Raw genomic sequence first — 24378 nt, 5'->3', positions numbered from 1 at the left:
CGCGGTGCCGCTCAGCGCTGGCGGTCGATGGCCTGAGCGGCCAGCTGCATCAGGGCGGTCCGACTCTCCGCGGACACCTCGGTGTGTTCCAGCGCCGCCAACCCGGCCTCGGCACGAACCTGGATCATCTGCTCGATCTTCCGGCGGGCCCCGGTGCACTCGATGATCTCGCGCAGCTCGGCGGCGCCGTCGGCGTCCAGGTCGGGATTGCCGAACAGCTCGCGCAGCCGGGCACCCTGCGCCCGGTCGGCGGCGTCGCGGGCCAGCGCCATCATCACCGTCGGCTTGCCCTCGCGCAGATCGTCCAGTACGGACTTGCCGGTGACCGCCGGGTCACCGAAGACCCCCAGCACGTCGTCGCGGAGCTGGAAGGCGTCCCCGAGCGGGTCGCCGAACTCGGCCAGCGCGTCCAGCAGCTCGACGGGTGCACCCGCCAGCGCGGCGCCGATCTGCAACGGCCGGGTGACCGTGTAGCGGGCCGCCTTCATCCGGATCACCGTGAGCGCGCTGGCCACCGACCCGTCGCCCACCCCGGACACCAGGTCGAGATACTCCCCCGCGATCACCTCGGTACGCATCAGCGCGAACATGGCGTACCCCTGGTGCACCTGGTCGGGGCTGAGCCCGCACTCGTGGAACATCTGGTCCGACCAGGCGGCGCAGAGGTCACCGCAGAGCAGGGCGGTGTTGCGCCCGTACGCCTCGGGATCGCCCCGCCACGACGACTGGGCGTGCAGGTCGGCGAAGATCCGGTGCACCGAGGGCTCACCCCGGCGACGGTCGCTGCCGTCCAGGATGTCGTCGTGGATGAGCGCGAAGGCGTGGAACAGCTCCAGCGCGGCGGCGGCCGCCACGATCGGCGTGCCGTCCGGGCCGCCCGCGCCGCGCCAGCCCCAGTAGCAGAACAGTGGTCGCAGGCGCTTGCCGCCGGCCAGCACGAACCGGCGCAACGTGGTGAAGACGCCCCGTGGCGCGCCGTCGGGCCAGTCCGGATCCTGCCGGTCGAGGAAGGCGGTCAGCTCGGCGTCGAAGCGGGCCCGCAACCCGGCGGCGTCGACAGGTGCCGCGGCGACCGTCACCGCCCCTCCGTTCCGGCCAGCTCCAGCAGCAGCCCCTTCACCTCCGTGGCGGCTATCCGGTCCCGGGCCACCGACGCGTCGGAGCAGAGCAGCACCGGCCCGTCGGCCGGATCGGCGGGCAGCCGGCCGTGTGAGCCCCGGACCGCCCGGGCGCCGGCGTCCAACCCGACCACGTTCATCAGGTACCGCAGCCCGAGCTTCTTGCGGGCCAGCGCGGTGGCGGCCCGGCGCTTCGCCGCACCGGGTCCGGCAGGGTCGAAGAACAGCTCCGCCGGGTCGTACCCCGGCTTGCGGTGGATCTCCACCAGCCGGGCGAAGTCGGGTGCCCGCGCGTCGTCGAGCCAGTAGTAGTACGTGAACCAGGCGTCCGGCTCGGCCACCAGCACCAGCTCGCCGGAGCGCGGATGGTCCAACCCGTGTGCCGCCTTGCCGTCGGCGTCGAGCACCTCGGCCACCCCGGGCAGCCCGGCGCAGAGCTTCGCCACCGCCGGCACATCGGCCGGGTCACGCACGTACACGTGGGCGATCTGGTGGTCGGCGACCGCGAAGGCCCGGGAGGTCCACGGGTCGAGGTACTCCATGCCCACCTGGGTGTGCACCCGCAGCAGCCCCTCGGCGCGCAGCAGCCGGTTGACGTCCACCGGCCGGGACACCTCGGTGATGCCGTACTCCGACAGCACCACCACCGTCGCGTCGCGGGCCTGCGCGGCGTCCAGCAGCGGCGCGAGCACGCCGTCCAGCTCCGCCGCCGCGGCGGCCGACCGGGGCGAGGACGGGCCGAAGCGTTGCAGGTCGTAGTCCAGGTGCGGCACGTACACCAGGGTCAGGTCGGGCGAGTACCCGGTGAGGATCTGCTCGGCCGCCCGGCAGATCCAGCGCGACGACGGCAGGCCCGCACCCGGCCCCCAGTAGGTGAACAGCGGGAAGGTGCCGAGCCGCTCGGTGAGCGCGTCGTGCAGCTGCGGCGGGTCGGTGTAGCAGTCCGGCTCCTTGCGACCGTCGGCGTGGTAGACCGGTCGCGGGGTGACCGTCCAGTCCACGTCCGCGCCCATCGCGTACCACCAGCAGACGTTCGCCACCGTGTAGCCGGGCCGGGCGCGGCGCGCGGCCTGCCACAGCTTCTCCCCACCGACGAGCGCGTTGTGCTGCCGCCAGAGCAGCACCTCGCCGAGGTCCCGGAAGTACCAGCCGTTGCCGACGATGCCGTGCTCGGCGGGCAGGGCACCGGTGAGGAACGTCGACTGCACCGAGCAGGTGACCGCCGGCAGCACGGTGCCCAACTCGGCGCGGAACCCGGCGTCGGCGACCGCGCGCAGCCGGGGCATGTGTGCCAGCAGTCGGGGCGTCAGCCCCACCACGTCGAGCACCACCAGTTGCCGACTCATGCTCTGATCCCCCTTGTTCGCGACTGCGGGGCTCGCAACACCGGCTCACTCCTCGCGCTCACCGCGACCACCTCCGATGGCGACTGCGGGGTCAGTCCCAGGGCGACCAACTCGTCCCGGGTGAAGGCCAGTTCGGCCGCGATCCCGGCGGCCAGCTCCGCGTCGGTGCGCGGCCGACGCGCGACCGGCAGCACTCCCCAGGTGTACGTCTCGACGTCGAGGTGGTCGCACCCGGCGGCGGGACCGCTGAAGAGCGCGGCCAGCGCGGCGCGCAGCACCGGCAGGGTCGAGCCCAGCGGTGGTTCCGGTGGGGCGTGCAGCGGCACGTGGTAGTGCACCCGCCACGGTCCGGGCAGCGCGGCGTCCAGGGCGACGTCGAGATCGTCGGCCGCCCAGCCCGGATCCGCCGGATCGGCGAGCCCCGGTCCGGCGGTGGGCGCGGCCCCGTTGCCGGCGGCCGGTCGGGCGTCGGTCGCGGCCGTCGATGCGCTGCCGGTCGCGGTGGCGCAGCCGGCGGTGCGGGTCTGGTGCAGGAAACGCGGCTCGACCCAGCGGCGCAGGGCGGCGGCGTCACCGGCCGGGTCGGTCGCCTCCAGCGCGGCGGACACCTGCACCTTGACCACCGGTAGGCCGGCACCGGCCAGCCGCGCCAGGGCGGCGGCCGGCTCCTCCCAGGCACAGGCGAGGTGGGCCAGGTCCAGGCAGATCCCGAGCCGGTCGGTGTCCATTCCGGATAGGGCGGCGACGGCCTGCGGGGTGCTCTCCACCACGCAGCCGGGCTCCGGTTCGAAGCCGACCCGCACCGGCCGGCCGGTCTCCCGCTCGACGGCGGCGAGTCCGCTGGCGAGCTGGTCGAGTCGGCGACGGGCGGCCTCCGCGTGGCTGCGGTCCCACGGCGCCCGCCAGGCCAGCGGCAGGGTGGAGACCGAGCCGCGGGCGGCGTCGTCGGGCAGCAGGTCGGCAAGCACCCGGGCCAGGTCGAGGGTGTACCCGAGCCGGTCGTCCGTGGTCCAGTCCGGACGGTACACCGCCCGCTTGACCACCGGCGCCTGGAAGGCCGCGTACGGGAAGCCGTTGAGGGTGACCACCTCCAGCCCGCGTACGGTCAACTCGGTGCGCAACCGGCGACGGGCGGCCGGATCGGCGGCCAGTTCGGCGGCCACCGGGGCGGCCAGCCACAGGCCCAGGCCGAGCGGGTCGGCGCCGAGCGTCTCGCGGACCGGCACCGCGTAGCGGTCCAGTTGGGCGACGATGCCGGCGAGGTCCTCGGCGGGGTGCACGTTCGTGCAGTACCCGAGGTGGACGGTGGCCCCGCCGGGATGCCGCAGCCGCATCAGCTGCCGCCGCGCAGGATCGAGTTGCCGGCGAAGGTCGGCTCGGCCAGGTCATCGTCGGTCAGGTCGAGCCGGCCGGACTGCCCGTAGAACTCGACCGGGTTGCGCCACAGCACCCGGTCGACGTCGTCGTCGGTGAAACCGGCACCGAGCATCGCCTCGCCGGTGGCCCGGGTGAGCAGCGGGTCGGAGCGCCCCCAGTCCGCGGCCGAGTTGACCAGCATCCGTTCGGTCCCGTACGCCTTGAGCAGCTCGACCATGCGCGGCGGCGACATCTTGGTGTCCGGATAGATGGAGAAGCCGAGCCAGCAGCCGGTGTCCCGGACCAGTTTCACGGTCGTCTCGTTGAGGTGGTCGAGCACCACCCGCTGCGGCGCGATGCCGGACTCGGCGACCACGGCCAGGCTGCGCTCGACACCCCGGGCCTTGTCCCGGTGCGGGGTGTGCACCATCGCCGGCAGGTCGTGCGCCACGGCCAGGGCGAGCTGCGCGGCGAAGACCTCGTCCTCCTCGGGCGTCATCGAGTCGTAGCCGATCTCGCCGACCGCCACCACGCCGTCCTTCTCCAGGTAGCGGGGCAGCTCGTCGAGCACCGGCCGGCAGCGCGGGTCGTTGGCCTCCTTCGGGTTCAACGCGATCGTGGCATGGTGGCGGATCCCGAACTGCCCGGCCCGGAACGGCTCCCACCCGACCAACGAGTCGAAGTAGTCGGTGAACGAGCCGACGTTCGTACGCGGCTGGCCCAGCCAGAACGCCGGCTCCACCACCGCCCGGACGCCGGCGGCGGCCATCCGCTCGTAGTCGTCGGTGGTGCGCGACGTCATGTGGATGTGCGGGTCGAAGATCCGCATCACACCTCCCTGGGCTGGGGCTGGCTGGCGGCGGTGAGCCGGTCCAGCAGTTCGGTGGCGTCGGCGGGCATGCTCCGGCCGGCGGCCCGGCGTTCGGCGGCCAGCGCGGCGAGCATCTCCGCCAGTTCCCCGTCCGCGCGCGCGTCGAGGTCGGCCACCGCCGCCAGCGGCACACCGGTGAAGACGCACTTGAGCACGGCCTGCCGCCAGGCCGCCGGGTCGAGGTGGCGGGCGTACGGGCCGAGGGCCGCGGCGACCAACCGGGTGTCGTTGGTGCGGATCGCGTCGTGCAGCAGCGGCGTACCGGCCGTGCCGATCGGCAGCATCGGCAACGCCTTGAGCACGGCCCGCTTCTCGGCGGCGTCCCCGGTGCGGTAGAGCGCCTCGGCCTGTTCGGCGTGGTCGGCGGGCAGGCTGGCCAGCAGCAGGGCCCGGGCCGCCTCGTCGGCGGTCCAACCGGGCAGGTCGGGCAGGTCGTGTCGGCCGCAGCGACGGCCGGCCGCCGGGAAGAACCGCGCGATGGCGGTGGGCTCGGCCGCGACGCGGTCCAGGGCCGTGGCCAACCAGTCCGGATCGGGTACGCCCCGCAGGGCCACCCGCAGCTCGTCCGCTGTCATCGCGTCTCCTCCCTCGTCCGCCGCCGTCGACGGCCGTGGCGGTGCTACCGCCTGCGTCCTGTGCTCTGCTTCACTCCACGCGTCGGTCGTCGTCCGGAGCGCGGACGCCTGATGGTGCGCCGGTCGAAGCAGAGCAGCGGGCGGGCCGCGCGGTGTCGGCCGCGGCGGCGGTCCGCAGGAATTCCAGCGAGTGGGCCGCGACGGTGGGTGCGGCGTGCGAGTGCCGGGGCAGCTCGACCGCCACCAGGCCCCGGTAGCCGATCTCGCGCAGCGCGGCCAGCACCGGCGGGAAGTCGATCTCACCCGCGCCGAACTCCAGGTGTTCGTGCACCCCGCGCCGCATGTCGTCGATCTGCACGTTGACCAGGTGGGCGGCCACGTCACGGACACAGTCGGGTACCGGCCGTGGCTCCAGGCACCGGCAGTGTCCGATGTCGAGGGTGATGCCGAGGCGGGCCGGTGAGCCGAGGGCGGCGTGCAGCCGACGCCAGTCGGCGATGTCCTCGACCAGCATGCCCGGTTCCGGTTCGAACCCCAGCGTCACCCCGACGGCCTCGGCCGCCTCGACGACGGCCGCGCAGCCGGCGACCAGACGGTCCCAGGCCACCGCCGGGGTGACCGTGTCCGGCCGGACACCGGCCCAGAACGAGACCGCCTCGGCACCGAGATCGGCGCCGACCGCCACTGCCCGGCGCAGGAACTCGATCCGCAGCGTGGGGTCGTCGTGCAGCAGCGTCGGGGCGTGCTTGTGCCAGGGGTCCAGCAGGAACCGCGCACCGGTCTCGATCACCAGGCCGAGGCCGAGGTCGGCGAGCCGGCGAGCGACGGCGTCGACGCGCACCGCCAGTCCGGGGGCGAACGGGTCGAGGTGATCGTGGTCCAGGGTGAGCGCGACACCGGAGTAGCCGAGGTCGGCGATGACCGCGAGCGCGTCGTCGAGGCGGTGGTTGGCGAAACCGTTGGTCCCGTACCCGAACCGCAGTGCGTCGGCGGTGGTGTCGGTGCCGGCGGCCGTCATGTCGGTGAGACCTTCCGGGCCAGCCGCCGGCCCAGCGGCGCGGCCGCCGCCACCGCCAGTCCGAGCAGTCCCGACCCGGCGCGGGCGGTCAGCGCCCCCTGCAGGGCCGGCAGGCCGGTGATGCCGGCGCCGACCGCCGAACGGACCCGTGCGGCGGCGGGCTGGGCCACCACCCGGGCCTGGGCGGTGCCGTAGCGGGCGGCGTACCAGGCGGCGAGCACGGCGGGCAGCGCCACCGCCACGGTACCGAGAACACGCCGACCGTTCCCGACGTCGCCGGTTCGCGCACCGTCGGTGCGGACGACAGGGGCGCGCCGGCCGGACCTCGCCGGGCCACCGGACCGCAAGACGCTCGCGGTGAGCCGGCGGTCGGGCGGGAGCGCGGCGCTCGCGGCGACCAAAGCGGTGCCGGCGAGGGTGCGCAGCGGCAGGGCCCGGTCGGTGCCGCTGACCTCCCGGCGGGACAGCGCGGTGACGGTCCAGGTGTGCGCGGCGACGGTGACCGCCGCCGGCAGGGCCCGCGCCGTCCGGCCCCCGGCGGCGCCCAGCAGCACGTCCAGCCCCCGGCAGGTGGCCATCACCGCGGGACCGGCGGCGGTGTTCTTGGCCACGAGGTCGTACCCCCACACGGCGGCCGCCAGCGGTAGCGCGACGGCGGTGGCCCGCCGGCCGCCGGCCGCGGCGGCGAGCCCGACACCGGCGACGGTCAGACCGGTGGCCAGGCCGACCGCGAGGCCGGGGCTGACCCGGCCGCTCGGTATCGGCCGCTCGGGGCGTTCCACGGCGTCCAGCTCGCGGTCGGCCCAGTCGTTGGCGGCCATGCCGGCCCAGTACAGCAGCACCGACGCGGCGGCGAGGGCGGGGGTACGCGGACCGAGGGCGCCGGCCGCGGCGGCACCGGCCACCACGTCACCGGGCACGGAGAGCGCGGCCGGGGCACGGACCAGGTCGGCCAGGTCAGCCACGCGCGACATCGGTGTCTCCGGCGTCGAGGCCGTCCGCGAACGCGCACAGCCGGGTCCACTGGTCGGCCAGCGAGTGGGTCACGGTGCCGAGCGGGTCCTTGAAGAAGAAGGCCAGGTCGTCGAGCGGACCGGTACGGCCGGCGGCGTGCGCGGCGGCGGTGAGCCGGGCCAGGTCGAGCACGAGCGGGGCGGCCAGCGCCGAGTCGCAGCCGTGCCAGGTGAACTCCAGCCGCATCCCGGTGCCCAGGAAACCGGCGAAGGTGATCAGATCCCAGGCGGTCTTGAAGTCACCGAGTTCCTCGACGTAGCCGATCCGGGTGTCGCCCTGCGGCAGGTAGCCGAGCGTCTCGCCGAGCACCCGTTGCTTGCTGCGCACCTTCGCGGCGTTGGCGTCGGGATCGGCCAGGGTGGCGCCGTCGCCGCCGCCGAGCAGGTTGAGCCCGGACCAGGACCGGACGGCGAGGTGGCGCATCGCGAACATCGGGGCGAGCACCGACTTGAGCAGGGTCTCGCCGGTCTTGCCGTCGTGGCCGGCGTACGGCACGCCGTGGCGCTCGGCCAGCGCGGTCAGCGCCGGCAGCCGCAGCCCGGTCGACGGGGTGAAGTCGACGTAGGGGCAGTCCGCCGTGACGGCCGCGTACGCGTACAGCGAGCTGGGGGGCAGCACCTCGTCCGGTCCGCCGAGGGCGTCGCGCAGCGCGTCCGGATCGGCGTGCCCGGGATGTGCCGGCGGAGTCGGTTCGGTGGCGGCGACGTTCACCATCACCACCCGGGCCAGCTCGTGTCGCTGGCGGAACATGGTGAGGTCGCGGACGATCGCGGCGGCCCGGTCGGCCTGGGTTCCACCGGTGGGCGCGGGGCGTAGCTCCCGTTCCACGGCGGCCAGTTCCTCGGGCAGCGCGGCGACCAGGCGGGCCGGCAGCACACCGGCGTCAGCGAGCGCCTCGGCGCGCTTGGCGATCGGCGTGGCGACCACGTCGTGGCCGCCGAAGACCAGGTCGGCGAAGCCCGGTAGGGCGGGGGTGCTGACCCCGGGCAGTTCGGTGACGCAGCCGGTCGGCCCGGTCAGCCCGGCACGCAGCGCGAGCGCCCCGACGATGCTGGTGGTCGCGACCGAGCCACGCGCCCCCACCAGCCAGACACCTGTACGCATAGCGCTCCTTCCGGTGCCCAGGAACCGACATGCATCGATTGAACCTTGATATCAGGGAAAAGCTGAAAAAGATACGGGTTATGCCGATGCGCCCCGTCCGCCGCCCGCTCCGGTGCGACTCGCCGGCCGGCGTCGAGGTCGGCGGCGACGACGCCGGGCCGGCGTACCGGATGGGTCGGACGGACGGGGCTGGCAGGCAGGGACAGTCGGCGTCTCGCCCCTGCCTCCCCCGCATCCGGCCCGGTCGGGACGACGATGTCCCGATCGGACGACTCGTCGGACGCGGTCCGCCTGGCGGCGGGAGTCTCCAGGTGGACGTTCGGTGCACCGCTCGATGGGCGGCGGCCCTCCGGTGCTGCCGGGGAATCCCGGTCCGGCCGCACCGGAGGAACCGCATTGCTCGTGCCGCCGGTCGCCCGGGGCACGACCTCCGGACCCGACCCTTACCGGCCACGGGGCGCAACCGTGGCCGGCCCTCGCCGGTCGGCTCCGGAGGTGGTTCAGGCGGCGACCGGCGCCAGTGACGGCTCCACCGCGGCCCAGGACGAGCCCAGTTCGGCCGAACGGGTCACCGCGTCCAGCACCAGTTGCACCTGCAACGCCTCGGCGAACGAGGGCGACGGGTCGGTGCCGGTCGCCACCGCCTCGATGAAGTCGCGCATCTGGTGGGTGAAGGAGTGCTCGTACCCGATGATGTGTCCCGGCGGCCACCAGGCCGACAGGTACGGGTGCTCGGCCTCGGTCACCAGGATCCGGCTGAACCCCTGCTCGGCGGCGGGCCGGGTGGCGTCGAGGAACTCCAGTTCGTTGAGCCGTTCCAGGTCGAAGGCGACACTGCCCAGCGACCCGTTGATCTCCACGCGGAGCGCGTTCTTGCGTCCGGTGGCGAACCGGGTCGCCTCGTACGTGGCGAGTGCCCCGCCGTCCAGCCGGGCCACGAAGATCGCCGCGTCGTCGACGGTGACCGGGCCGGTGGCGGCCCCGGCCCCGTCGGCCTGCGCCGCCAGCCCGCTCGACTCGGCCGGCAACGGCCGCTCCTTGACGAAGGTCTCGGTCACCGCGCTGACCCCGCTGATCAGCTGTCCGGTGACGTACTGGGTCAGATCGATGATGTGTGCGCCGATGTCACCCAGCGCGCCGGAGCCCGACACCTCCTTGCGGAGCCGCCAGACCAGGGGGAACTGCGGGTCCACGATCCAGTCCTGCAGGTAGGTGGCCCGGACGTGCCGGATCTCACCGAGCCGCCCGTCGGCGATGAGCTGGCGCATCAGCGCCACCGCGGGCACCCGTCGGTAGTTGAAGCCGCACATCGACCGCGCTCCACCGGCCCGGGCGGTGGCCGCCGCGGCGGCCATCTCCCGCGCCTCGGCGACCGTGTTGGCAAGTGGCTTCTCGCACAGCACGTGCTTGCCCGCGGCGAGCGCGGCCAGCGCGATCTCGGCGTGGCTGTCACCCGGTGTGCAGATGTCGACCACGTCGATGTCCGGGCGGTTCACCAGTTCCCGCCAGTCCGTGGTGTGCTCCTGCCAGCCGAGCCGGTCGGCGGCCTCGGCCACCTTCGCGGAGTCCCGGCCGCAGATGAGCGCCATCCGGGCCCGCGCCGGCAGGTCGTACACCCGGTTCACGGTCCGCCACGCCTGCGAGTGCGCGGCGCCCATGAACGCGTAGCCGACCATGCCGACCCGCAGTTCGTTGTTTGTCGTGGACAAGGTGGGTCTCCCCCCGTTGTGTCAGAACCCGAGCTTGAGGTAGTCGCTCGCGTTCTCCTTGGTGATCGTTTCGGAGGCGAGGACAATCTCCTTGGGAACCTGGAGTTCCACCAGGTCGGACATGCCCCGACCCTGGCCGATGAGGCGGGCCAGCGAGATCGCCGAGGACGCCATCGACGGGCTGTAGGTCACCGTGGCCTTCAGCACCGTGTTGTCGGCGATGATGTCTTCCATCGCCTTCTTCGAGCCGGCACCGCCGACCATGAAGAACTCGTCGCGGTTGGCCTGGCTGATCGCGGCCAGCACACCGATGCCCTGGTCGTCGTCGTGGTTCCAGATCGCGTCGATCTTCGGCTCGGCCTGCAACAGCTGGCTCGCCTCCTGCTGACCGGAGTCCGCGGTGAACCGCGCCGCCCGGCGGTTCTTCACCTTGAAGCCGTGCTGGGCCAGGGTGTCGTTGAAGCCCTGGGTACGCTCCTGGGTCAGTTCCAGCTCGTCCATCCCGGCGATCTCGGCGATCACCGGGTTGCTCACGCCCTTGGCCTTGAGCTGCTCGACGATGAAGGTCGCGGCGGAGACGCCCATGCCGTAGTTGTCGCCCTTGATCTGCAGGCGGTACGCCTTGGCGTCGGGGAAGGCCCGGTCCAGGTTGACCACCGGGATGCCGGCCTGCATCGCCTCCAGCCCGAACGAGTTCAGCTCCTTGCCGTCGTGCGGCAGCAGCACGATCACGTCGGGCTTCTGCGAGATCAGGGTGGACAGCGCGGCCCGCTGGGCCGCCGCGTCCGCGCCCGCCTCGACCGTCTTGAACTCCACGTCGGAGTACGCGGCGGCCTGCGACTTGGCGTTGTTGGTGATCGCGGCGATCCAGCCGTGGTCGGCGGCCGGCGCGGAGAAGCCGATGGTCACCTGCTTGCCGGGCTCGGCGTTGGCGTTGCCGTCGGCCGCCTTGGTCTGCGCCTCGGTCGGCGACTGCTCGTTGCTGGTACAACCGGCGAGCAGTACGCCGGCGCCGACGGCCGCCCCGCCGAAGAGCAGCCGGCGCCGCGACATGTCGCGACTGTGCTGGGTCATGACGACCTCCTGGTTATCAGTGGTGGGGATTTTGGGTGTAGGGAGCCCGGCCACCGTCGGTTGCGCGGGTGGCCCGGATGCGGCGATGGTCAGCTCGTGGTGAGCCGGTTACGACGGAAGAACTGGGAGAGACTGCCGAACTGGATCTGCTGGATCAGGACGGCGGCGACGATGATGCCGCCCTTGACCATGTTCTGTGCCTCGGTGGAGAGACCGTTGATGGCGAAGAGGTTGGTGATGGTGGCAAAGATGATCACACCGAGCAGGGAGCCGACGATGGTGCCCCGCCCGCCGCTGAGCAGCGTGCCACCGATGATCACGGCGGCGATCGCGTCCAGCTCGTAGAGGTTCGCCATCGCCGCCTGGGCCGAGGTGGCCTGCGCGGTGAGCATGATGGCGGCGATGCCGCAGCACAGACCGGACAGCGCGTACAGCAGCAGGGTGTGCAGCTTGACGTTGATGCCGGCCAGTCGGGCGGCCTCCGGGTTGCCGCCGACGGCGACCGTGCGCCGGCCGAAGGTGGTGCGGTTCAGCAGCACCCAGCCCGCGGCCACCACGGCGGCCAGGATGTAGACCAGCAGCGGAATGCCGAGCAGATCGGTACTGGCGATGCCGTTGATGGTGTTGTTCTGCGAGATCTGGGTCTGCTTCTGGGAGATCTCGGCGGCCAGTCCGCGCGCGGCGACCAGCATGGCCAGCGTCGCGATGAACGGCACCAGCCGCCCGTACGCGATGAGTGTCCCGTTGACCAGGCCGACCGCCACCCCGACGATGATCGCGGTGAAGATCATTCCACCGGCGCCGAAGCTCTGGGTCGCCACCGTGGTGCACCAGACCCCGGCCAGCGCCACGATCGCGCCGACCGAGAGGTCGATGCCACCCCCGATGATCACGAAGGTCATCCCGACGGTGACCACGCCGACCACCGAGGCGAGCTTGAGGATGCTGAGCATGTTCGCCCAGACCCAGTCCGGGTTGGAGTACAGGTCCGAGCGGGTGGCCGCACCGATCGCGAAGAGTGCCAGCAGCACCCCGATCAGGGCGAGATTCCGCTTGGCGCCCTCACCGCCGTCGCCGTGCCACCAGGAGAGCCCGCCGGTGGGACCCGCCGTGGCGGTCGGCGTGGCGTGCCCCGCCGCCTCGGTCTCGGCCGGGTCCACCGGCGGCGACTGCGCCGGCAGCTTGGTCGTGGGCGGACTGTCGGTCATGCCGCTGCGCCTTCCGTCAGGGACCCCGCCATGACGAGGTCGAGCACCGTGGGTTCGTCGAGTTCGTCGGCGGGGGCGGTCCGGACGACCCGCCCTTCCCGCATCACCAGCACCCGGTCGGCCAGGCCGAGCACCTCGGGCACCTCGCTGGAGACCAGCAGCACACCGACGCCCTGAGCGGCGAGCTGCCGGATCACCTGGTACAGCTCGGCCCGGGCACCGACGTCCACGCCCCGGGTGGGCTCGTCGAGCAGCAGCAGCTTCGTGTCGCCGAGCAACCAGCGACCGACCACCACCTTCTGCTGGTTGCCGCCGGAGAGCGTGCGTACCGCCCGGCGGACGTCGCGCGGGCGCATCTCCAGGCTCTCGGCGATCCGGTCGGCCTCCGTCCGCTCCCGACCCATGTCGGTGAACCCGAAGCGGGCGTAGCGAGCGAAGGTGGCCAGGGTGACGTTGCGGTAGATCGGCTCACCGAGCAGCAGCGCCTGGCTCTTGCGCTCCTCGGGAGCCATGCCCATGCCGGCTTTTACCGCCGCGCCGACGCTGCCGGGTCGCAGTGCCCGGCCGGCCATCCGCACCGAACCGGTCTCGGCCGCCCGCGCGCCGTAGATCGTCTCCAGTAGTTCGGAGCGGCCCGAGCCGACCAGGCCCGCGATGCCGACGATCTCTCCCGCCCGGACGGTGAGTGACACGTCGGCGAACTCGCCGGTACGGGTCAACCCGTCGACCTGCAGCAGTTCGTCGCCGACCACGGTTTCGGCGGGGCGGTCCGGGAAGACGTACTCGATGTCGCGGCCGGTCATCCGGGAGACCAGGTCGCTGGTCGGTGTCTCGCGGGCCGGCAGGTTCGCCGCGGTGGTCCGGCCGTCCTTGAGTACGGTCACCCGGTCGCCGATCTCGCGGATCTCCTCCAGCCGGTGGGAGATGTAGATGACCGCGATGCCCTGCGCGGTCAGCTCGCGGATGATCCGGAAGAGGTTCTCCACCTCGTCGTGGGCGAGCACCGCGCTCGGCTCGTCCATGATGATCAGCCGGGCCTCGTGGGACAGTGCCCGGGCCATGCTGACCACCTGCTTGCCGGCCGCCGGCAGGGCCCGCACCATCCGACTCGGCGGGATCTCGGCGTGGCCGAGCCGGTCGAGGAGTTGCCGGGTACGGCCGGCCATGTGGCCCCGGCGGATGAACCCGAACCGGCGCGGCTCGTGCCCGAGGAAGGCGTTCTCCGCCACGGACAGGTCGCCGACCAGGTCGAGTTCCTGGTAGATGGTGGCGATTCCGGCGCGCATCGCGGCCTGCGGGTTGGCGAAGGCGACCCGCTCACCGCACCACTCGACGTGACCGGAGTCCGGCCGGTGCACCCCGGCGAGCACCTTGATCAGGGTGGACTTGCCGGCACCGTTCTGCCCGAGCAGGCAGTGCACCTCGCCCGCGCGTACCTCGAGCTGCACCCCGTCCAGGGCGCGTACGCCCGGGAAGGTCTTGACCACGTCGGTCAGGCGCAGCACCACCTCGCCGGTGGTCGTCTCGACCGGCGCGCCGCCGGTCCCGCTCACGGCCTCGTGCCCGGTCATGCCGCCTCCCCGAAGGCCAGGTCGCTGGCGAGCACCGCGGCGCCGGCCACGCCGGCCCGTGGGCCGAGTTCGGAGAGCACCACCGGCAGGTTGCCGGTGGCCAGCGGCAGCGACCGGCGGTACACGACGCTGCGGATCTCGGCGAGCAGGATGTGCCCGAGCTGGGCGAGTCCGCCGCCGATCACGATCATCGAGGGGTTGGTGAAGCTGACCAGTCCGGCGAGCACGCCACCGACCCGTCGGCCGCCCTCGCGGATGAGCTGGATGCAGGTCACGTCCCCTTCGAGGGCCCCCGCGGCGACGTCGAGGGCGGTGACGTCACCGTTGGCCTCCAGTCGTTCGGCCAGGGCGGGTGAGGTGCCGGCCCGCGCGGCGGCGACGGCGTCCTTGGCCAGGGCCGCGCCACTGAAGAGCGCCTCCAGGCAGCCGGCGTTGCCGCAGGAGCAGATCGGCCCCTGCGGATCCACCTGGATGTGGCCGATGTCGCCGGCACACCCGTCGGTGCCCCGGTAGACGTCGCCGCTGAGGTAGATCCCGCAGCCGACACCCGTGCCGATCTTGACGAAGAGGAAGTCGTCGACCGAGTGTGCCACCCCGCCGTGCCGTTCGCCGATGGCCATGATGTTCACGTCGTTGTCGACCACCGCCGGGCAGCCGTGCTCGCGGGTGAGCAGCTCGCGGACGGGGAAGCGGTCCCAGCCGGGCATGATCGGCGGCGAGACCGGCACACCGTCACGGAAGCTGACCGGGCCGGGTACGCCGATGCCGACCGCGTCGAGTCGCTCGTAGACACCGTCCACCCGGGCCTTGTGCAGCAGCTCGTTCACGCGCTGGAGGGTCGCCTTGGGGCCGGAGCGGATGTCGGCCGCCTCCGCGTACGCCGCGACCGGCTCCAGTCGGCCGTTGACGACCTCGACGTCGATCGAGCTGGCGCCCAGGTCGACGGCCGCGAAGCGCAGCTCCGGACTCAACTCGACAAGCGTCGACCGCCGCCCGCCCCGGGAGGCCGCCTTGCCCGCCTCCGCCACGTAGCCGAGGGCGACCAGCCGCTCCAACTCGGCGAGCAGTCGGGGCCGGGGCATCTCCAGCCGGTCGGCGAGTTCGGCCCGCGACAGTGCTCCCTCGTCGCGTAACAACCGCAACAGCCGGACGTGCAGGGGGTCGGCGTTGGGCACGGGCTCACCTCTCCCACCGGGGTGCACATCGACGATCTGCCGATGTGTGGTGCCCGACACAGTAGGAGGCTTCGGCCTGCGCTGTCCAGACCTTAGGGCATTCTGACGGCAACTTTTGCCTGATCTAGCAAAAGTTTCGGCGTGAGAGAGCGGCTAGTTAGGTGTGGATGCGCCCGAAAGGTCACTGGGAAGGCGATTCACCACCCTTCGAGCGCAGCTTGCGGTCGTCGCGCAACTCGACGTAGGGCTCTCGATCGACCGGTCGGAGGCCGCCGCTGATCGCCCGCGCCCGGGCCAACTCGGCATCGAGTTCCGCGCCGAGCAGGATCGCGATGTTGCTCAGCCACAGCCAGACCAGGAAGATGATCACCCCGGCGAGCGCGCCGTAGGTCTTGTTGTACGAGCCGAAGTTGCCGACGTAGAAGGCGAACAGGCCGGAGACCAGCAGCCAGATCAGCACCGCCAGCAGTCCACCGGGACTCACCCAGCGGAAGCCGCCCTGGCGGGCGTTCGGCGACGCCCAGTAGAGGATGGCGAACATCAGGCTGACCAGGACCAGCAGCAGCGGCCACTTGGCGATGTCCCATACCGTCACGGCCGTACGCCCCACCCCGAGGGCGGCGCCGGCCTCTTCGGCGAAGCGGCCGGTGAAGACCACGATCACCGCACTGGCCAGCAGCATCACGCCGATCACCGCGGTCACCCCCACCCGGATCGGCAGGGTCTTCCAGATCGGCCGCCCCTCCGGCACGTCGTAGATCGCGTTGGAGGCGCGCATGAAGGCGGCGACGTAGCCGGAGGCCGACCAGAACGCGGCGAGCAGACCCACGATCGCGGTCACACCGGCCAACCCGCCGTTCTGCGAGGCCTGCTCGATGGCGGCGTCGAGGATCTGGCGGATGTTCTGCTCGGGTACCGACTCCGCGACCGTGTCGCGTACCGTCCGGGTGGCCGACGGGCCCAGCAGGCCCAGCAGCGAGACAAGCACCAGCAGGCCCGGGAAGATGGAGAGCACGCCGTAGTAGGTGAGCGCCGCGGCCCAGTCGGTCAGGCCGTCGTCGCGGAACTCGCGCACCGTCCGGCGCAGCGCCGCCATCCACTCGCCGCCCGACAGCCGGCCCGGGTGTTCGGGCGTGTCCGGGTCGGCGTCCGGCTCCGGCCGTTCCGGCGAGGCGCTGTCCGCCTCCGACTCGTCGCGCCGCACCTCACGGGCGCGCTCGGCACCCGACTCGTGGGCGCGCTCGGCACCCGCCTCGTGGGCGCGCTCGACACCAGACTCGTCGCGCCGCACCTCGGGGACGGGGCCGGACCCCGGGTCACGCCGGTCTGGACGGGAAGACTCCTCGGAGGCCATCGCCCCTCCCCTCTGCTCCGCTCGCGGTGATCGTCCAGGACACATGCCCAGCCACCGACGGGAAGTAACCCACCCGAACCCGGCACCTGCGGCAGGTCGACCGTCGGGCTGGTCGCCTCGGCCAGCCCGAGGCCGCCGGGCGAGGGTCGAACGGTCGGCCCGGAACCGCGATCTCACTCGCGGGAAACGCATCGAACTCGCTTCCCGCCGGCGGGAGCTGGGGCGAATGCGATCACCGCGGAAATGGTCTCGGCAGCACCCGCCGAAGATCGCCCGACAGCCCGGCGAGGCGCTCCGGACGCACGCCGACCGACCACCCGGACGCCTCCCACCCCGTCGCGACCCAGGCGGTTCGAGTCGACACCGACCGTAGTTCTATGCACAGAGCGTAATCATCTGGATAGATCTTTCGACCTGTCCGAACCCTCACTTGACGGCTTTCAATGCGGCAAACCGGACAGCACCATAGCTCCGTTCGCGGCCCCGCACCGCCCCCATCGGCACGTCCGGCCCGATCATGAACACTATTCTTAATTGTTTCCACTTCGGTGAGACGAAAGAATGTGAAGTCACTCAGCGAAGCGATGCTCGACAATGTCCCCCAACGCGGAGTCAATTCGCGTATCGTCCCCCCTCGTGTCGGCTATCCGATTCACCGAAGATTCCGGACCTCAGCATCACGGCGGGCACAGCCGAGTGGCGGAGGCGGAGGCGACCGCCCCGCGGACCGATCCGGCCCCGATCGATCCGACCGAACTCGCCGGCCGGTTCGAGGACGAGAAGCCGGGGCGGATGTTGACCGGGCCGGTCGCCCTCGCCCTGACCGCGGCCACCCTGGCGATCGGCCTGCTCGCGCTCTGGCAGGTGTTCCGGCCGCTGGCGCAGGGCAGCAAGTACTACCTGATCTTCTTCCTGGCCGGCGTACTCCCGCTGGTCTTCCTCGCCTACCCGGCCGACCTCCGGCTGCCGCGCCGGCTGCGCGCGGTGCTCGCGGTCCGGCGGCCGTCGGCGTCGGCTCCCGACGCGACCTCGACCGACCGGTCCGGGCCCAGCCGCGTCGACTGGGTGCTGGCCGCCGCGGCGCTGGCCGGCTGCCTGTACCCGGTGCTGCCGGTCGCCCTGGCCGGCGGTGGCGGCGGCTACGACGCCTTCCTCGACCGGCAGGGGCTGCTGGTCGGTCTGGACGTGGCGATGGGCACCGTCCTGCTGCTCCTGCTGCTGGAGGGCTGCCGGCGCACCACCGGCTGGATCCTGCCCGCCGTCTGTCTGGTCTTCCTCGGCTACGGCTACTACGGCGGGCTGCTGCCGCAGACCTGGGCGGTGGCGCACGCCGGGCTGGACTTCGGGCAACTGGTCGACGCCTTCTACAACTCCGACAGCGGCTTCTACGGCACCCCACTGGACGTGGCCGCCACGTACATCGTGCTGTTCACCATCTACGGGGCGGTGCTCGACCTCTCCGGCGCCGGCCGGTTCTTCGTGCACCTCTCCGCCGCGGCGTTCCGGCGCTCGCGCACCGCCGCCGGTCGTACGGCGGTGGCCTCCGGGTTCCTGCTCGGCACCGTCTCCGGCTCCGGCGCGGCCACCACCGTCAGCATCGGCGCGGTCACCTGGCCGATCCTGCGCCGCTCCGGGTACCCGGCGGAACGGGCCGGCGGGATGCTCGCCGCCGCCGGCGTGGGCGCCATCCTGTCCCCGCCGACGCTCGGCGCGGCGGCCTTCATCATCGCCGAGTACCTCGGCGTGTCCTACCTCCAGGTGCTCGGCTGGGCGATGGTGCCGACCATCCTCTACTACCTCGGCATCGTGCTCTCCGTGGAGATCGACGCGCGTCGTTCCGGAGTGCGTCCGGCAACCCTCGCGGCCGGTTCCGCCTGGCGGCTGCTGGCCCGTTCCGGGTACCACTTCGCCTCCCTGTTCGCCATCGTCGGGCTGCTCGCCGCCGGGCTCTCGGCCACCCGGGCCGTGGTGCTGGCCACCCTCCTCGCGGTCGCCCTGTCCTTCCTGGACCGGGCGCACCGGCTCACCCCGGCCCGGCTGGTCGCCGCCCTCTCCACCGGCGTACGCGGAGTCCTCGCGGTCACCGTCGTCTGCGCGGCGGCCGGCGTCATCACCGCCACCACCACCAAGACCGGTCTCGGTCCGCAGGCCGCCGCGCTGCTGGTCGGCGCCGCGAGCGCGATCAGCTCCGAGCCGGCCGTGGTACTCGCGCTGACCGCGCTGCTCGCCGCCGTCGCGCTCAGCCTGCTCGGCCTGGCGGTACCGGTGACCGCGTCGTTCGTGATCGGCTGGGTGATCATCGGACCGGCCCTGCTCGACCTCGGGGTCAGCGCGCCCGCGGCCGCCATGTTCGTCTTCTACTTCGCGGTGCTGTCCGAGGTGTCGCCGCCCACCGCGCTCGCCGCCGTCGCCGCCGCCGCGGTCACCGGCGGGCGGTTGGTGCCGACCATGTGGCACACCCTGCGGTACGCGCTGCCGGCGTACCTGATCCCGCTGGCGTTCGTGGTCACCCCGACCGGCCTCGGCCTGCTCGGCATCGGCGGGCCCCGGCAGATCCTCGTCGCCACCGTCGTGACGGCCCTCGGTGTCGCGGTGCTGGCCGTCGCGGCCGGCGGCTGGCTGCCCGGCGTCGGCCCGGCGGGCGTGCCGGAACGGGTGGTCGGCGCGGCCGCCGGCCTGACGCTGCTCTGGTTGCAACCCGTGCCCGTCGCGATCGGTGCCGTGCTGGCCGGCGTCATGACGGTGGGTGTGTTCGTACGTCGCGGATCCGCCGGCCCCTCCGGTGGGACGCGAGCCGGATCACCGGCATGACCCAGGAAGGAGACAGTGTGGGACGGATCAACGCGCGGCTCGTGGCGGGAGTGGGAGCCCTCACCCTCGTCGCCGCCGGCGCCGCCGGTTGCGGGGGCCGCCAGGGCGCCGCGGCCACGGACGACGCCGCGAGCGCCGTCACCTGCGAGGTGGCCGAGAACACCCGGGTGGGCATCGCCACCGGTAACGCCACCGGCGTCTACTACGTGGTCGGCAACGCCCTGGCCGGGCAGTTGTCCGACAGCACCGGCGGCCGGTTGACCGGCACCGCGGCCGAGACCGGAGCATCGGTCCAGAACATCGAACAGCTCGTCGGTGGCCAGTACGACGTGGCCTTCTCGCTGTTCGACACCGCCGTCAACGCGGTGGAGGGCAAGGACAGCTTCAGCGCACCGCAGCCGGTCGAGGCGCTGGCGCGGATCTACGACAACTACACCCAGGTGGTCGTCCGCGCCGACTCGGGAATCAACTCGGTGGCCGACATGCGCGGCAAGAAGATCTCGACCGGCTCCCCGAAGTCCGGCACCGAGGTCATCGCGAACCGGTTGCTGGAGGCCGCCGGCCTGAACCCGGCCACGGACGTCCAGGCCCAGCGGCTCGACCTCACCAAGACCGTGGAGGGCGTCAAGGACGGCACCGTCGACGGCTTCTTCTGGTCCGGCGGCCTGCCCACCGGCGGCGTCACCGACCTGTTCACCACCGCCGGCGACGAGGTGAAGTTCATCGACGTCACGCCGTTGCTGCCCAAGATGAGCCAGCTGAACCCCGCGTACCAGGCCGGCACGATCGGCAGGGACGTCTACGCCACGTCGGCGGACACCCCGACCATCGTGGTCCCGAACGTGCTGCTCGTCCGCAAGGACCTCGACGCCAACGTGGCCTGCGCCATCACCCGGACCGTGTTCGAGAAGAAGGACGCGCTGGCCCAGGCCAATCCCGCTGCCAAGGGCATCGCCCTGGACACCGCCCGCAAGACCGACCCGGTCGGTCTGCACCGGGGCGCGGCCAAGGCGTTGCAGGACCTGGGCGCGAGCTGACCGACGGCGGCCGGGCCGGCGCCTCCCCTCCGGCCCGGCCGCCCCTACCTCGGGAGACCCCCGTGCCGCTGTCCTCGCTGGCCCGCGTACGCCGGCACAACCGTCCGTCCGGCCACACCGGCCGGCTCTGGTCGGTGCGTACCCAACTGCTCGCGCCGATCCTGATCGCCACCGCCGGCCTGCTCGTGCTGGGGGCCATCCAGACCGGTGACGCCCTGGCCGCCTCCACCGACGCCGAACGGGCCCGGGTGCTGGCCGGTACCGCCACCGCCACCGTCTCACTCGTGCACGAGCTGGAACGGGAACTCGGCGAGTCGGCGGCGCTGCGCCAGCGCGGCGGAACCTCCGGCCGCCAACTGGTCGACGCCCAGCGACGCCGGGTCGACGAGGCCGGCGAGCGCTACCAGAGTGCCAGCTCCGACGCCCGCCGCGCCGCGCCGGACCTCGGCCGCGACCTCGACGGCGTGACCGAACACCTCGACCAGCTCGACGAGGCCCGGATCGCCGCGCTCACCACCGACAACGCCGACGCGAGCTACGTGGCGCTCGTGGAGTCGCTGCTCGCCGTCGCCGACGCGCTGCCCGCCCAGCTACGCGACCCCGAGCTGGCCAACCGCGCCCGCGAGGTGGCGGCGGTAGCGGCCCAGGAACATCTGGCGTCGCTGGAACGTGACCTGCTCCGGGCCATCTTCGTGCGAGGTGAGCTGGTCGAGGGCGAACTCGTCCGGCTGGGCCGGCTACGCGGCGCGCAGGAGCAGCGGCAGGCCGAGTTCTCCCGGATCGCCGGGGAACGTGCCGCCGACGCGTACACCCGTTTGATCGCCGGCAGCGACGTCTCCACCGCGCGGCGGATGCGCGACAGCGCGTTGAACGCCGACACCGAGCCGGCCGCGCTGGCCGCCGACGGCGACGCCTGGTACGTCGCCCAGAGCGGCGCCATCCGCCGGTTCAACCTGCTCGGCCGGGAACTCTCCGACGAGTTGGACCGGCGTGCCGCCGAGCTGGCCACGGCCGCCCGGCAACGGGCGCTGGTCACCGGTGGAGCCACCACCGGCCTGGCGCTGGTCTCGCTGACCGCCGCCGCTCTGCTGGCGGTCCGGACCAGCCGCCGGTTGCGCCGGCTGCGGGTGGCGGCGCTGACCATGGCACACCGGGAGCTGCCCGAGCGGATCACCGCCATCGCGGCCGGTGACAGCGCCCCGACCGAGGGCACCGCATCGCAGCTCACCGCGGGAATCAGCCGCGGGCGCGACGAGATCGCCCAGGTGGCCGAGGCGTTCGACACCGTCAACCGGGCCGCGCTGCGGCTCGCCGGTGCCCAGGCCGAGCTGCGGATGGACGTGACCCGGATGGTCGAGGCGCTGGCCCGGCGGATCCGTACCCTGATCACCCGACAGCTGCGGCTGCTCGACGAGTTCGAGCAGGAGGAGACCGATCCGGACGCGTTGGCCCGGCTCTTCGCCCTCGACCACCTCGCCGCCCGGATGCGGCGCAACGGAGAGAACCTGCTGGTCCTGGCCGGTGGCGAACCCGGACGCGCACAGGACGGTCCGCACCTGGTGGCCGACGTCGTGCGCGGCGCCGCCTCCGAGATCGAGGAGTACGCCCGGGTCGAGATCGACGTGCCCACCGCCGGGGTGCACGGTTCGGCGGTCGGCAACCTGGTGCACCTGCTGGCCGAGCTGCTGGAGAACGCCACCTCGTACTCCCCGCCGCACACCCCCGTGCACGTGGACGGTCGACGCACCGTCGACGGGCTGACGCTGCGCGTACACGACCAGGGCATCGGCATCGGCGAGAACCGGCTGGCCGAGATCAACGAGCGGCTGCGCGCCCCGGCCGCGTTGTCCAGCGCGGCGGCCGGCAGCATGGGCCTGCACGTGGTCGCCCACCTGGCCGCCCGGCACGGCATCCTGGTGCGGCTGCACAGTGCCGGTGCCGGGACGGTGGCCCAGGTGGACGTGCCGGAGTCGCTGCTGACCAGGATGGAGCAGCTCACCGGCCGCCCGAGCCACGTCGGTCGTCCGGCCGCCCCGGCCGTCGGCGCCTGGTTCCGGCACCGGGGCGCTCCCGCCGAGGTCGGCGCGGACCGGTTCGACGTGCACCGGGCGCCGACGATGACGCTGCCGGTGGTGGGCGGCGGCGCGGCGGCCTGGTCACCCGAGCAGCCCGGTCGACCGCACTACCGGCCGCCGGTTCAGCCCGTCGGCGTCGCGCCGGCCGGTCCGCCCGCGTCGGCCAACGGCACCCCGGCCCGGCGGCTCGGAGGCGCTCGTCCCGAGGAACCGACCGCGGCCGGCCTGCCCCGGCGGGTACGCGGCGGCGGCCTTCAGTCCGAACTGCACGACATGCCACCGCCGCAGGCCGCGCCGGACCTGCTCGACCCCGAGGTGGTACGGGCCCGGCTGTCCGCCCTCTCCGCCGGGGTGGCCCACGCGATGCGACGCAACCAGCAGACGAACGGGAGACCCTAGATGATGCCCAACGGCAGCCCCGGCCTCGACTGGCTCCTGGCGAACTTCGCCGAGCAGGTACCGGACGTGTCGCACGCCCTCGCCGTCTCCGGGGACGGGCTGCGGCTGGCGGCCTCGCCGCACCTCTCGACCGACCAGGCGGACCAGCTCGCCGCCGTGATCAGTGGCCTGGCCAGCCTGACCGTCGGCGCCGCCCGGCTGATGTCCGCCGGCCGGGTCCGACAGCAGATCGTGGACATGGACGGCGGCGTGCTGCTGGTGATGGCCGTCGGTGACCGCGCCCTGCTCGGCGTGCTCGCCGCCGCCGGGTGCGACCTGGGCCAGATCGGGTACGAGACGGCGACGCTGGTCCAGCGGGTCGCCGAGGCGCTCGAACCGGCGGCCCGGACCTGGGCGGACCACCCCGGCGGGGTGCCGGCGTGAACGGACCGCAGGTGGCGCCCGACCGCGCCACGATCGCCCACGCGGCCCGACCCGCCGTGCGGACCGACACGGCCCGACCCGCCACGCGGACCGACACGGCCCGGGCTCGGCGGCACGGGTTGCGTGGCAGTGGTCGGTGCCGGCGGTTGGCGGCGGTGCTGCTGGCGGTCGCGCTCGCCACCGCCTGCGCTGCGGAGCGCACCCCGGAGGCTCGGCCGTGGCACGACGGGCGCATCTTCCTCGCCACCGGCAACACCACCGGGGTCTACTACCAGCTCGGCGGCGGCTACGCCGATGTGATCAGCCGCCACCTGCCCGGCTACGAGGCGCGGGCGGAACCGACCGGGGCCTCCGTCGAGAACATCACCCGGCTGGTCGACGGCGACATGGAGATCGCCTTCAGCCTCGCCGACACGGCGGCGGACGCCACCGCCGGCCGTGGCGCCTTCGACGGACGCCCGCAACCGGTCCGGGCACTGGCCCGGGTCTACAGCAACTACACCCACGTCATCGTCCGCGCCGACGCGCAGATCGCCGACCTCGCGGGACTGCGCGGCAAACGGGTCTCCACCGGTTCGCCGAAGTCCGGCACCGACGTCATCGCCGGTCGGCTGCTCACCGCCGCCGGCCTCGACCCGGAGCGGGACGTACGCCGAGCCCGGCTGTCGTTGCCGGAGACGGTGGCCCGGATGCGCAGCGGCACCCTCGACGCGATGTTCTTCTCCGGCGGACTGCCCACGCCGGGCATCGCCGACCTGCTCACCGGCGCACCGGGCCGGTTCCGGCTGCTGCCGGTCGCCGACCTGATCGAGCCGCTCAGCACCACGCACGGCTCGGTCTACACCACCGCCGAGCTGCCCCGCGACGCCTACGACACTCCCTCGGGCACCCCCACCGTCACGGTCGCCAACGTGATCCTGGTCAGCGCGGAGATGCCCGACGACCTGGCGTACGACCTGACCCGCCTGCTCTTCACCTACCAGGCCGACCTGGCCGTGGCGCATCCCGAGGCCCGCAACTTCGACCGCGAGTCCGCCGCCACCACCGACCCCATCCCCCTGCACCCCGGCGCCGCCCGCTACTACCAGGGCGGCTGACCACTCACTGCGGAGCCCGCTCCCCGCTCCCCGCTCCCCGCTC

Annotated in this window: 19 protein-coding genes; 5 read left to right on the top strand and 14 right to left on the bottom strand. The window is 73.0% G+C overall.

Translation table 11 applies throughout. From position 1 onward, the window contains the following. Positions 1-11 precede the first annotated feature (11 nt). The 14 genes from V5O40_RS17735 to V5O40_RS17670 form a co-directional block, all read right to left on the bottom strand. Positions 12-1079, bottom strand: coding sequence for a polyprenyl synthetase family protein (locus tag V5O40_RS17735; protein WP_332906489.1), 1068 nt, complete (start codon positions 1077-1079; stop codon positions 12-14). Next, positions 1076-2464 carry an alkaline phosphatase family protein gene (locus V5O40_RS17730; RefSeq protein ID WP_332906488.1) on the bottom strand — a complete coding sequence of 463 codons (1389 nt, stop codon included), beginning with the start codon at positions 2462-2464 and terminating at the stop codon, positions 1076-1078. Before V5O40_RS17730 ends, V5O40_RS17735 begins: the two co-directional genes overlap by 4 nt. Beyond that, entirely contained in the window at positions 2461-3798 is a 1338-nt protein-coding gene (gene eboE, locus V5O40_RS17725) for a metabolite traffic protein EboE (protein WP_332906487.1), read from the bottom strand. Before eboE ends, V5O40_RS17730 begins: the two co-directional genes overlap by 4 nt. After that, entirely contained in the window at positions 3798-4649 is an 852-nt protein-coding gene (locus tag V5O40_RS17720) for a TatD family hydrolase (protein WP_332906486.1), read from the bottom strand. Before V5O40_RS17720 ends, eboE begins: the two co-directional genes overlap by 1 nt. Next, the gene (locus tag V5O40_RS17715) at positions 4649-5266 is read right to left on the bottom strand and encodes an EboA domain-containing protein (RefSeq protein WP_332906485.1); all 618 of its coding nucleotides are present in this window, start codon (positions 5264-5266) and stop codon (positions 4649-4651) included. The genes V5O40_RS17720 and V5O40_RS17715 overlap by 1 nt, the downstream gene beginning before the upstream one ends. A 70-nt stretch (positions 5267-5336) precedes the next feature. Further along, positions 5337-6284 (bottom strand): sugar phosphate isomerase/epimerase family protein, encoded by a 948-nt coding sequence (locus V5O40_RS17710; RefSeq protein WP_332906484.1) that lies wholly within the window; start codon positions 6282-6284, stop codon positions 5337-5339. Then, complete coding sequence (locus V5O40_RS17705) at positions 6281-7258, bottom strand: SCO3242 family prenyltransferase (RefSeq protein ID WP_332906483.1); 978 nt, start codon at positions 7256-7258, stop codon at positions 6281-6283. Before V5O40_RS17705 ends, V5O40_RS17710 begins: the two co-directional genes overlap by 4 nt. Then, positions 7242-8402, bottom strand: a complete 1161-nt coding sequence (locus V5O40_RS17700; RefSeq protein ID WP_332906482.1) for an inositol-3-phosphate synthase — start codon at positions 8400-8402, stop codon at positions 7242-7244. Before V5O40_RS17700 ends, V5O40_RS17705 begins: the two co-directional genes overlap by 17 nt. Before the next feature lie 500 nt (positions 8403-8902). Further along, on the bottom strand, positions 8903-10078 hold the full coding sequence (locus V5O40_RS17695) for a Gfo/Idh/MocA family protein (protein ID WP_408631904.1): 1176 nt from the start codon (positions 10076-10078) through the stop codon (positions 8903-8905). Positions 10079-10132: 54 nt separating this feature from the next. Further along, complete coding sequence (locus tag V5O40_RS17690) at positions 10133-11185, bottom strand: substrate-binding domain-containing protein (protein WP_332906481.1); 1053 nt, start codon at positions 11183-11185, stop codon at positions 10133-10135. A gap of 89 nt (positions 11186-11274) precedes the next feature. Beyond that, positions 11275-12393, bottom strand: coding sequence for an ABC transporter permease (locus tag V5O40_RS17685; RefSeq protein ID WP_332906480.1), 1119 nt, complete (start codon positions 12391-12393; stop codon positions 11275-11277). Then, on the bottom strand, positions 12390-13964 hold the full coding sequence (locus V5O40_RS17680; protein ID WP_332906479.1) for a sugar ABC transporter ATP-binding protein: 1575 nt from the start codon (positions 13962-13964) through the stop codon (positions 12390-12392). Before V5O40_RS17680 ends, V5O40_RS17685 begins: the two co-directional genes overlap by 4 nt. Continuing rightward, complete coding sequence (locus V5O40_RS17675; RefSeq protein ID WP_332906478.1) at positions 13961-15139, bottom strand: ROK family transcriptional regulator; 1179 nt, start codon at positions 15137-15139, stop codon at positions 13961-13963. The genes V5O40_RS17680 and V5O40_RS17675 overlap by 4 nt, the downstream gene beginning before the upstream one ends. A 181-nt stretch (positions 15140-15320) precedes the next feature. Then, a complete protein-coding gene (locus V5O40_RS17670) occupies positions 15321-16430 on the bottom strand; it encodes a YihY/virulence factor BrkB family protein (protein WP_332906477.1) in 1110 nt (369 codons plus the stop codon). Between the two features lie 759 nt (positions 16431-17189). Between V5O40_RS17670 and V5O40_RS17665 the strand changes: the two genes are divergently transcribed. The 5 genes from V5O40_RS17665 (at position 17190) to V5O40_RS17645 (ending at position 24335) form a co-directional block, all read left to right on the top strand. Continuing rightward, positions 17190-19304, top strand: a complete 2115-nt coding sequence (locus V5O40_RS17665; protein WP_408631901.1) for a TRAP transporter permease — start codon at positions 17190-17192, stop codon at positions 19302-19304. A 17-nt stretch (positions 19305-19321) separates the two neighbouring features. Further along, entirely contained in the window at positions 19322-20341 is a 1020-nt protein-coding gene (locus V5O40_RS17660; RefSeq protein ID WP_332906476.1) for a TAXI family TRAP transporter solute-binding subunit, read from the top strand. Positions 20342-20403: 62 nt separating this feature from the next. After that, positions 20404-22815, top strand: a complete 2412-nt coding sequence (locus V5O40_RS17655; RefSeq protein ID WP_332906475.1) for a sensor histidine kinase — start codon at positions 20404-20406, stop codon at positions 22813-22815. Then, entirely contained in the window at positions 22816-23238 is a 423-nt protein-coding gene (locus V5O40_RS17650; RefSeq protein WP_281564199.1) for a roadblock/LC7 domain-containing protein, read from the top strand. Then, entirely contained in the window at positions 23235-24335 is a 1101-nt protein-coding gene (locus V5O40_RS17645) for a TAXI family TRAP transporter solute-binding subunit (protein WP_332906474.1), read from the top strand. The genes V5O40_RS17650 and V5O40_RS17645 overlap by 4 nt, the downstream gene beginning before the upstream one ends. The last annotated feature ends 43 nt before the right edge of the window (positions 24336-24378 follow it).

Source organism: Micromonospora palythoicola, assembly GCF_036689795.1.
GTDB classification, from domain to species: domain Bacteria; phylum Actinomycetota; class Actinomycetes; order Mycobacteriales; family Micromonosporaceae; genus Micromonospora; species Micromonospora palythoicola.
The sequence above is the reverse complement of the archived record's forward strand: the minus strand, read 5'-3'. Positions and strand labels throughout refer to the sequence as shown.

What these genes read in the sequence shown, in the direction of transcription:
- V5O40_RS17730 (WP_332906488.1), bottom strand. Translation starts at nt 2,464, where the DNA reads ATGAGTCGGCAACTGGTGGTGCTCGACGTGGTGGGGCTGACGCCCCGA.
- eboE (WP_332906487.1), bottom strand. Translation starts at nt 3,798, where the DNA reads ATGCGGCTGCGGCATCCCGGCGGGGCCACCGTCCACCTCGGGTACTGC.
- V5O40_RS17720 (WP_332906486.1), bottom strand. Translation starts at nt 4,649, where the DNA reads ATGCGGATCTTCGACCCGCACATCCACATGACGTCGCGCACCACCGAC.
- V5O40_RS17715 (WP_332906485.1), bottom strand. Translation starts at nt 5,266, where the DNA reads ATGACAGCGGACGAGCTGCGGGTGGCCCTGCGGGGCGTACCCGATCCG.
- V5O40_RS17710 (WP_332906484.1), bottom strand. Translation starts at nt 6,284, where the DNA reads ATGACGGCCGCCGGCACCGACACCACCGCCGACGCACTGCGGTTCGGG.
- V5O40_RS17705 (WP_332906483.1), bottom strand. Translation starts at nt 7,258, where the DNA reads ATGTCGCGCGTGGCTGACCTGGCCGACCTGGTCCGTGCCCCGGCCGCG.
- V5O40_RS17700 (WP_332906482.1), bottom strand. Translation starts at nt 8,402, where the DNA reads ATGCGTACAGGTGTCTGGCTGGTGGGGGCGCGTGGCTCGGTCGCGACC.
- V5O40_RS17695 (WP_408631904.1), bottom strand. Translation starts at nt 10,078, where the DNA reads ATGGTCGGCTACGCGTTCATGGGCGCCGCGCACTCGCAGGCGTGGCGG.
- V5O40_RS17690 (WP_332906481.1), bottom strand. Translation starts at nt 11,185, where the DNA reads ATGACCCAGCACAGTCGCGACATGTCGCGGCGCCGGCTGCTCTTCGGC.
- V5O40_RS17685 (WP_332906480.1), bottom strand. Translation starts at nt 12,393, where the DNA reads ATGACCGACAGTCCGCCCACGACCAAGCTGCCGGCGCAGTCGCCGCCG.
- V5O40_RS17680 (WP_332906479.1), bottom strand. Translation starts at nt 13,964, where the DNA reads ATGACCGGGCACGAGGCCGTGAGCGGGACCGGCGGCGCGCCGGTCGAG.
- V5O40_RS17650 (WP_281564199.1), top strand. Translation starts at nt 22,816, where the DNA reads ATGATGCCCAACGGCAGCCCCGGCCTCGACTGGCTCCTGGCGAACTTC.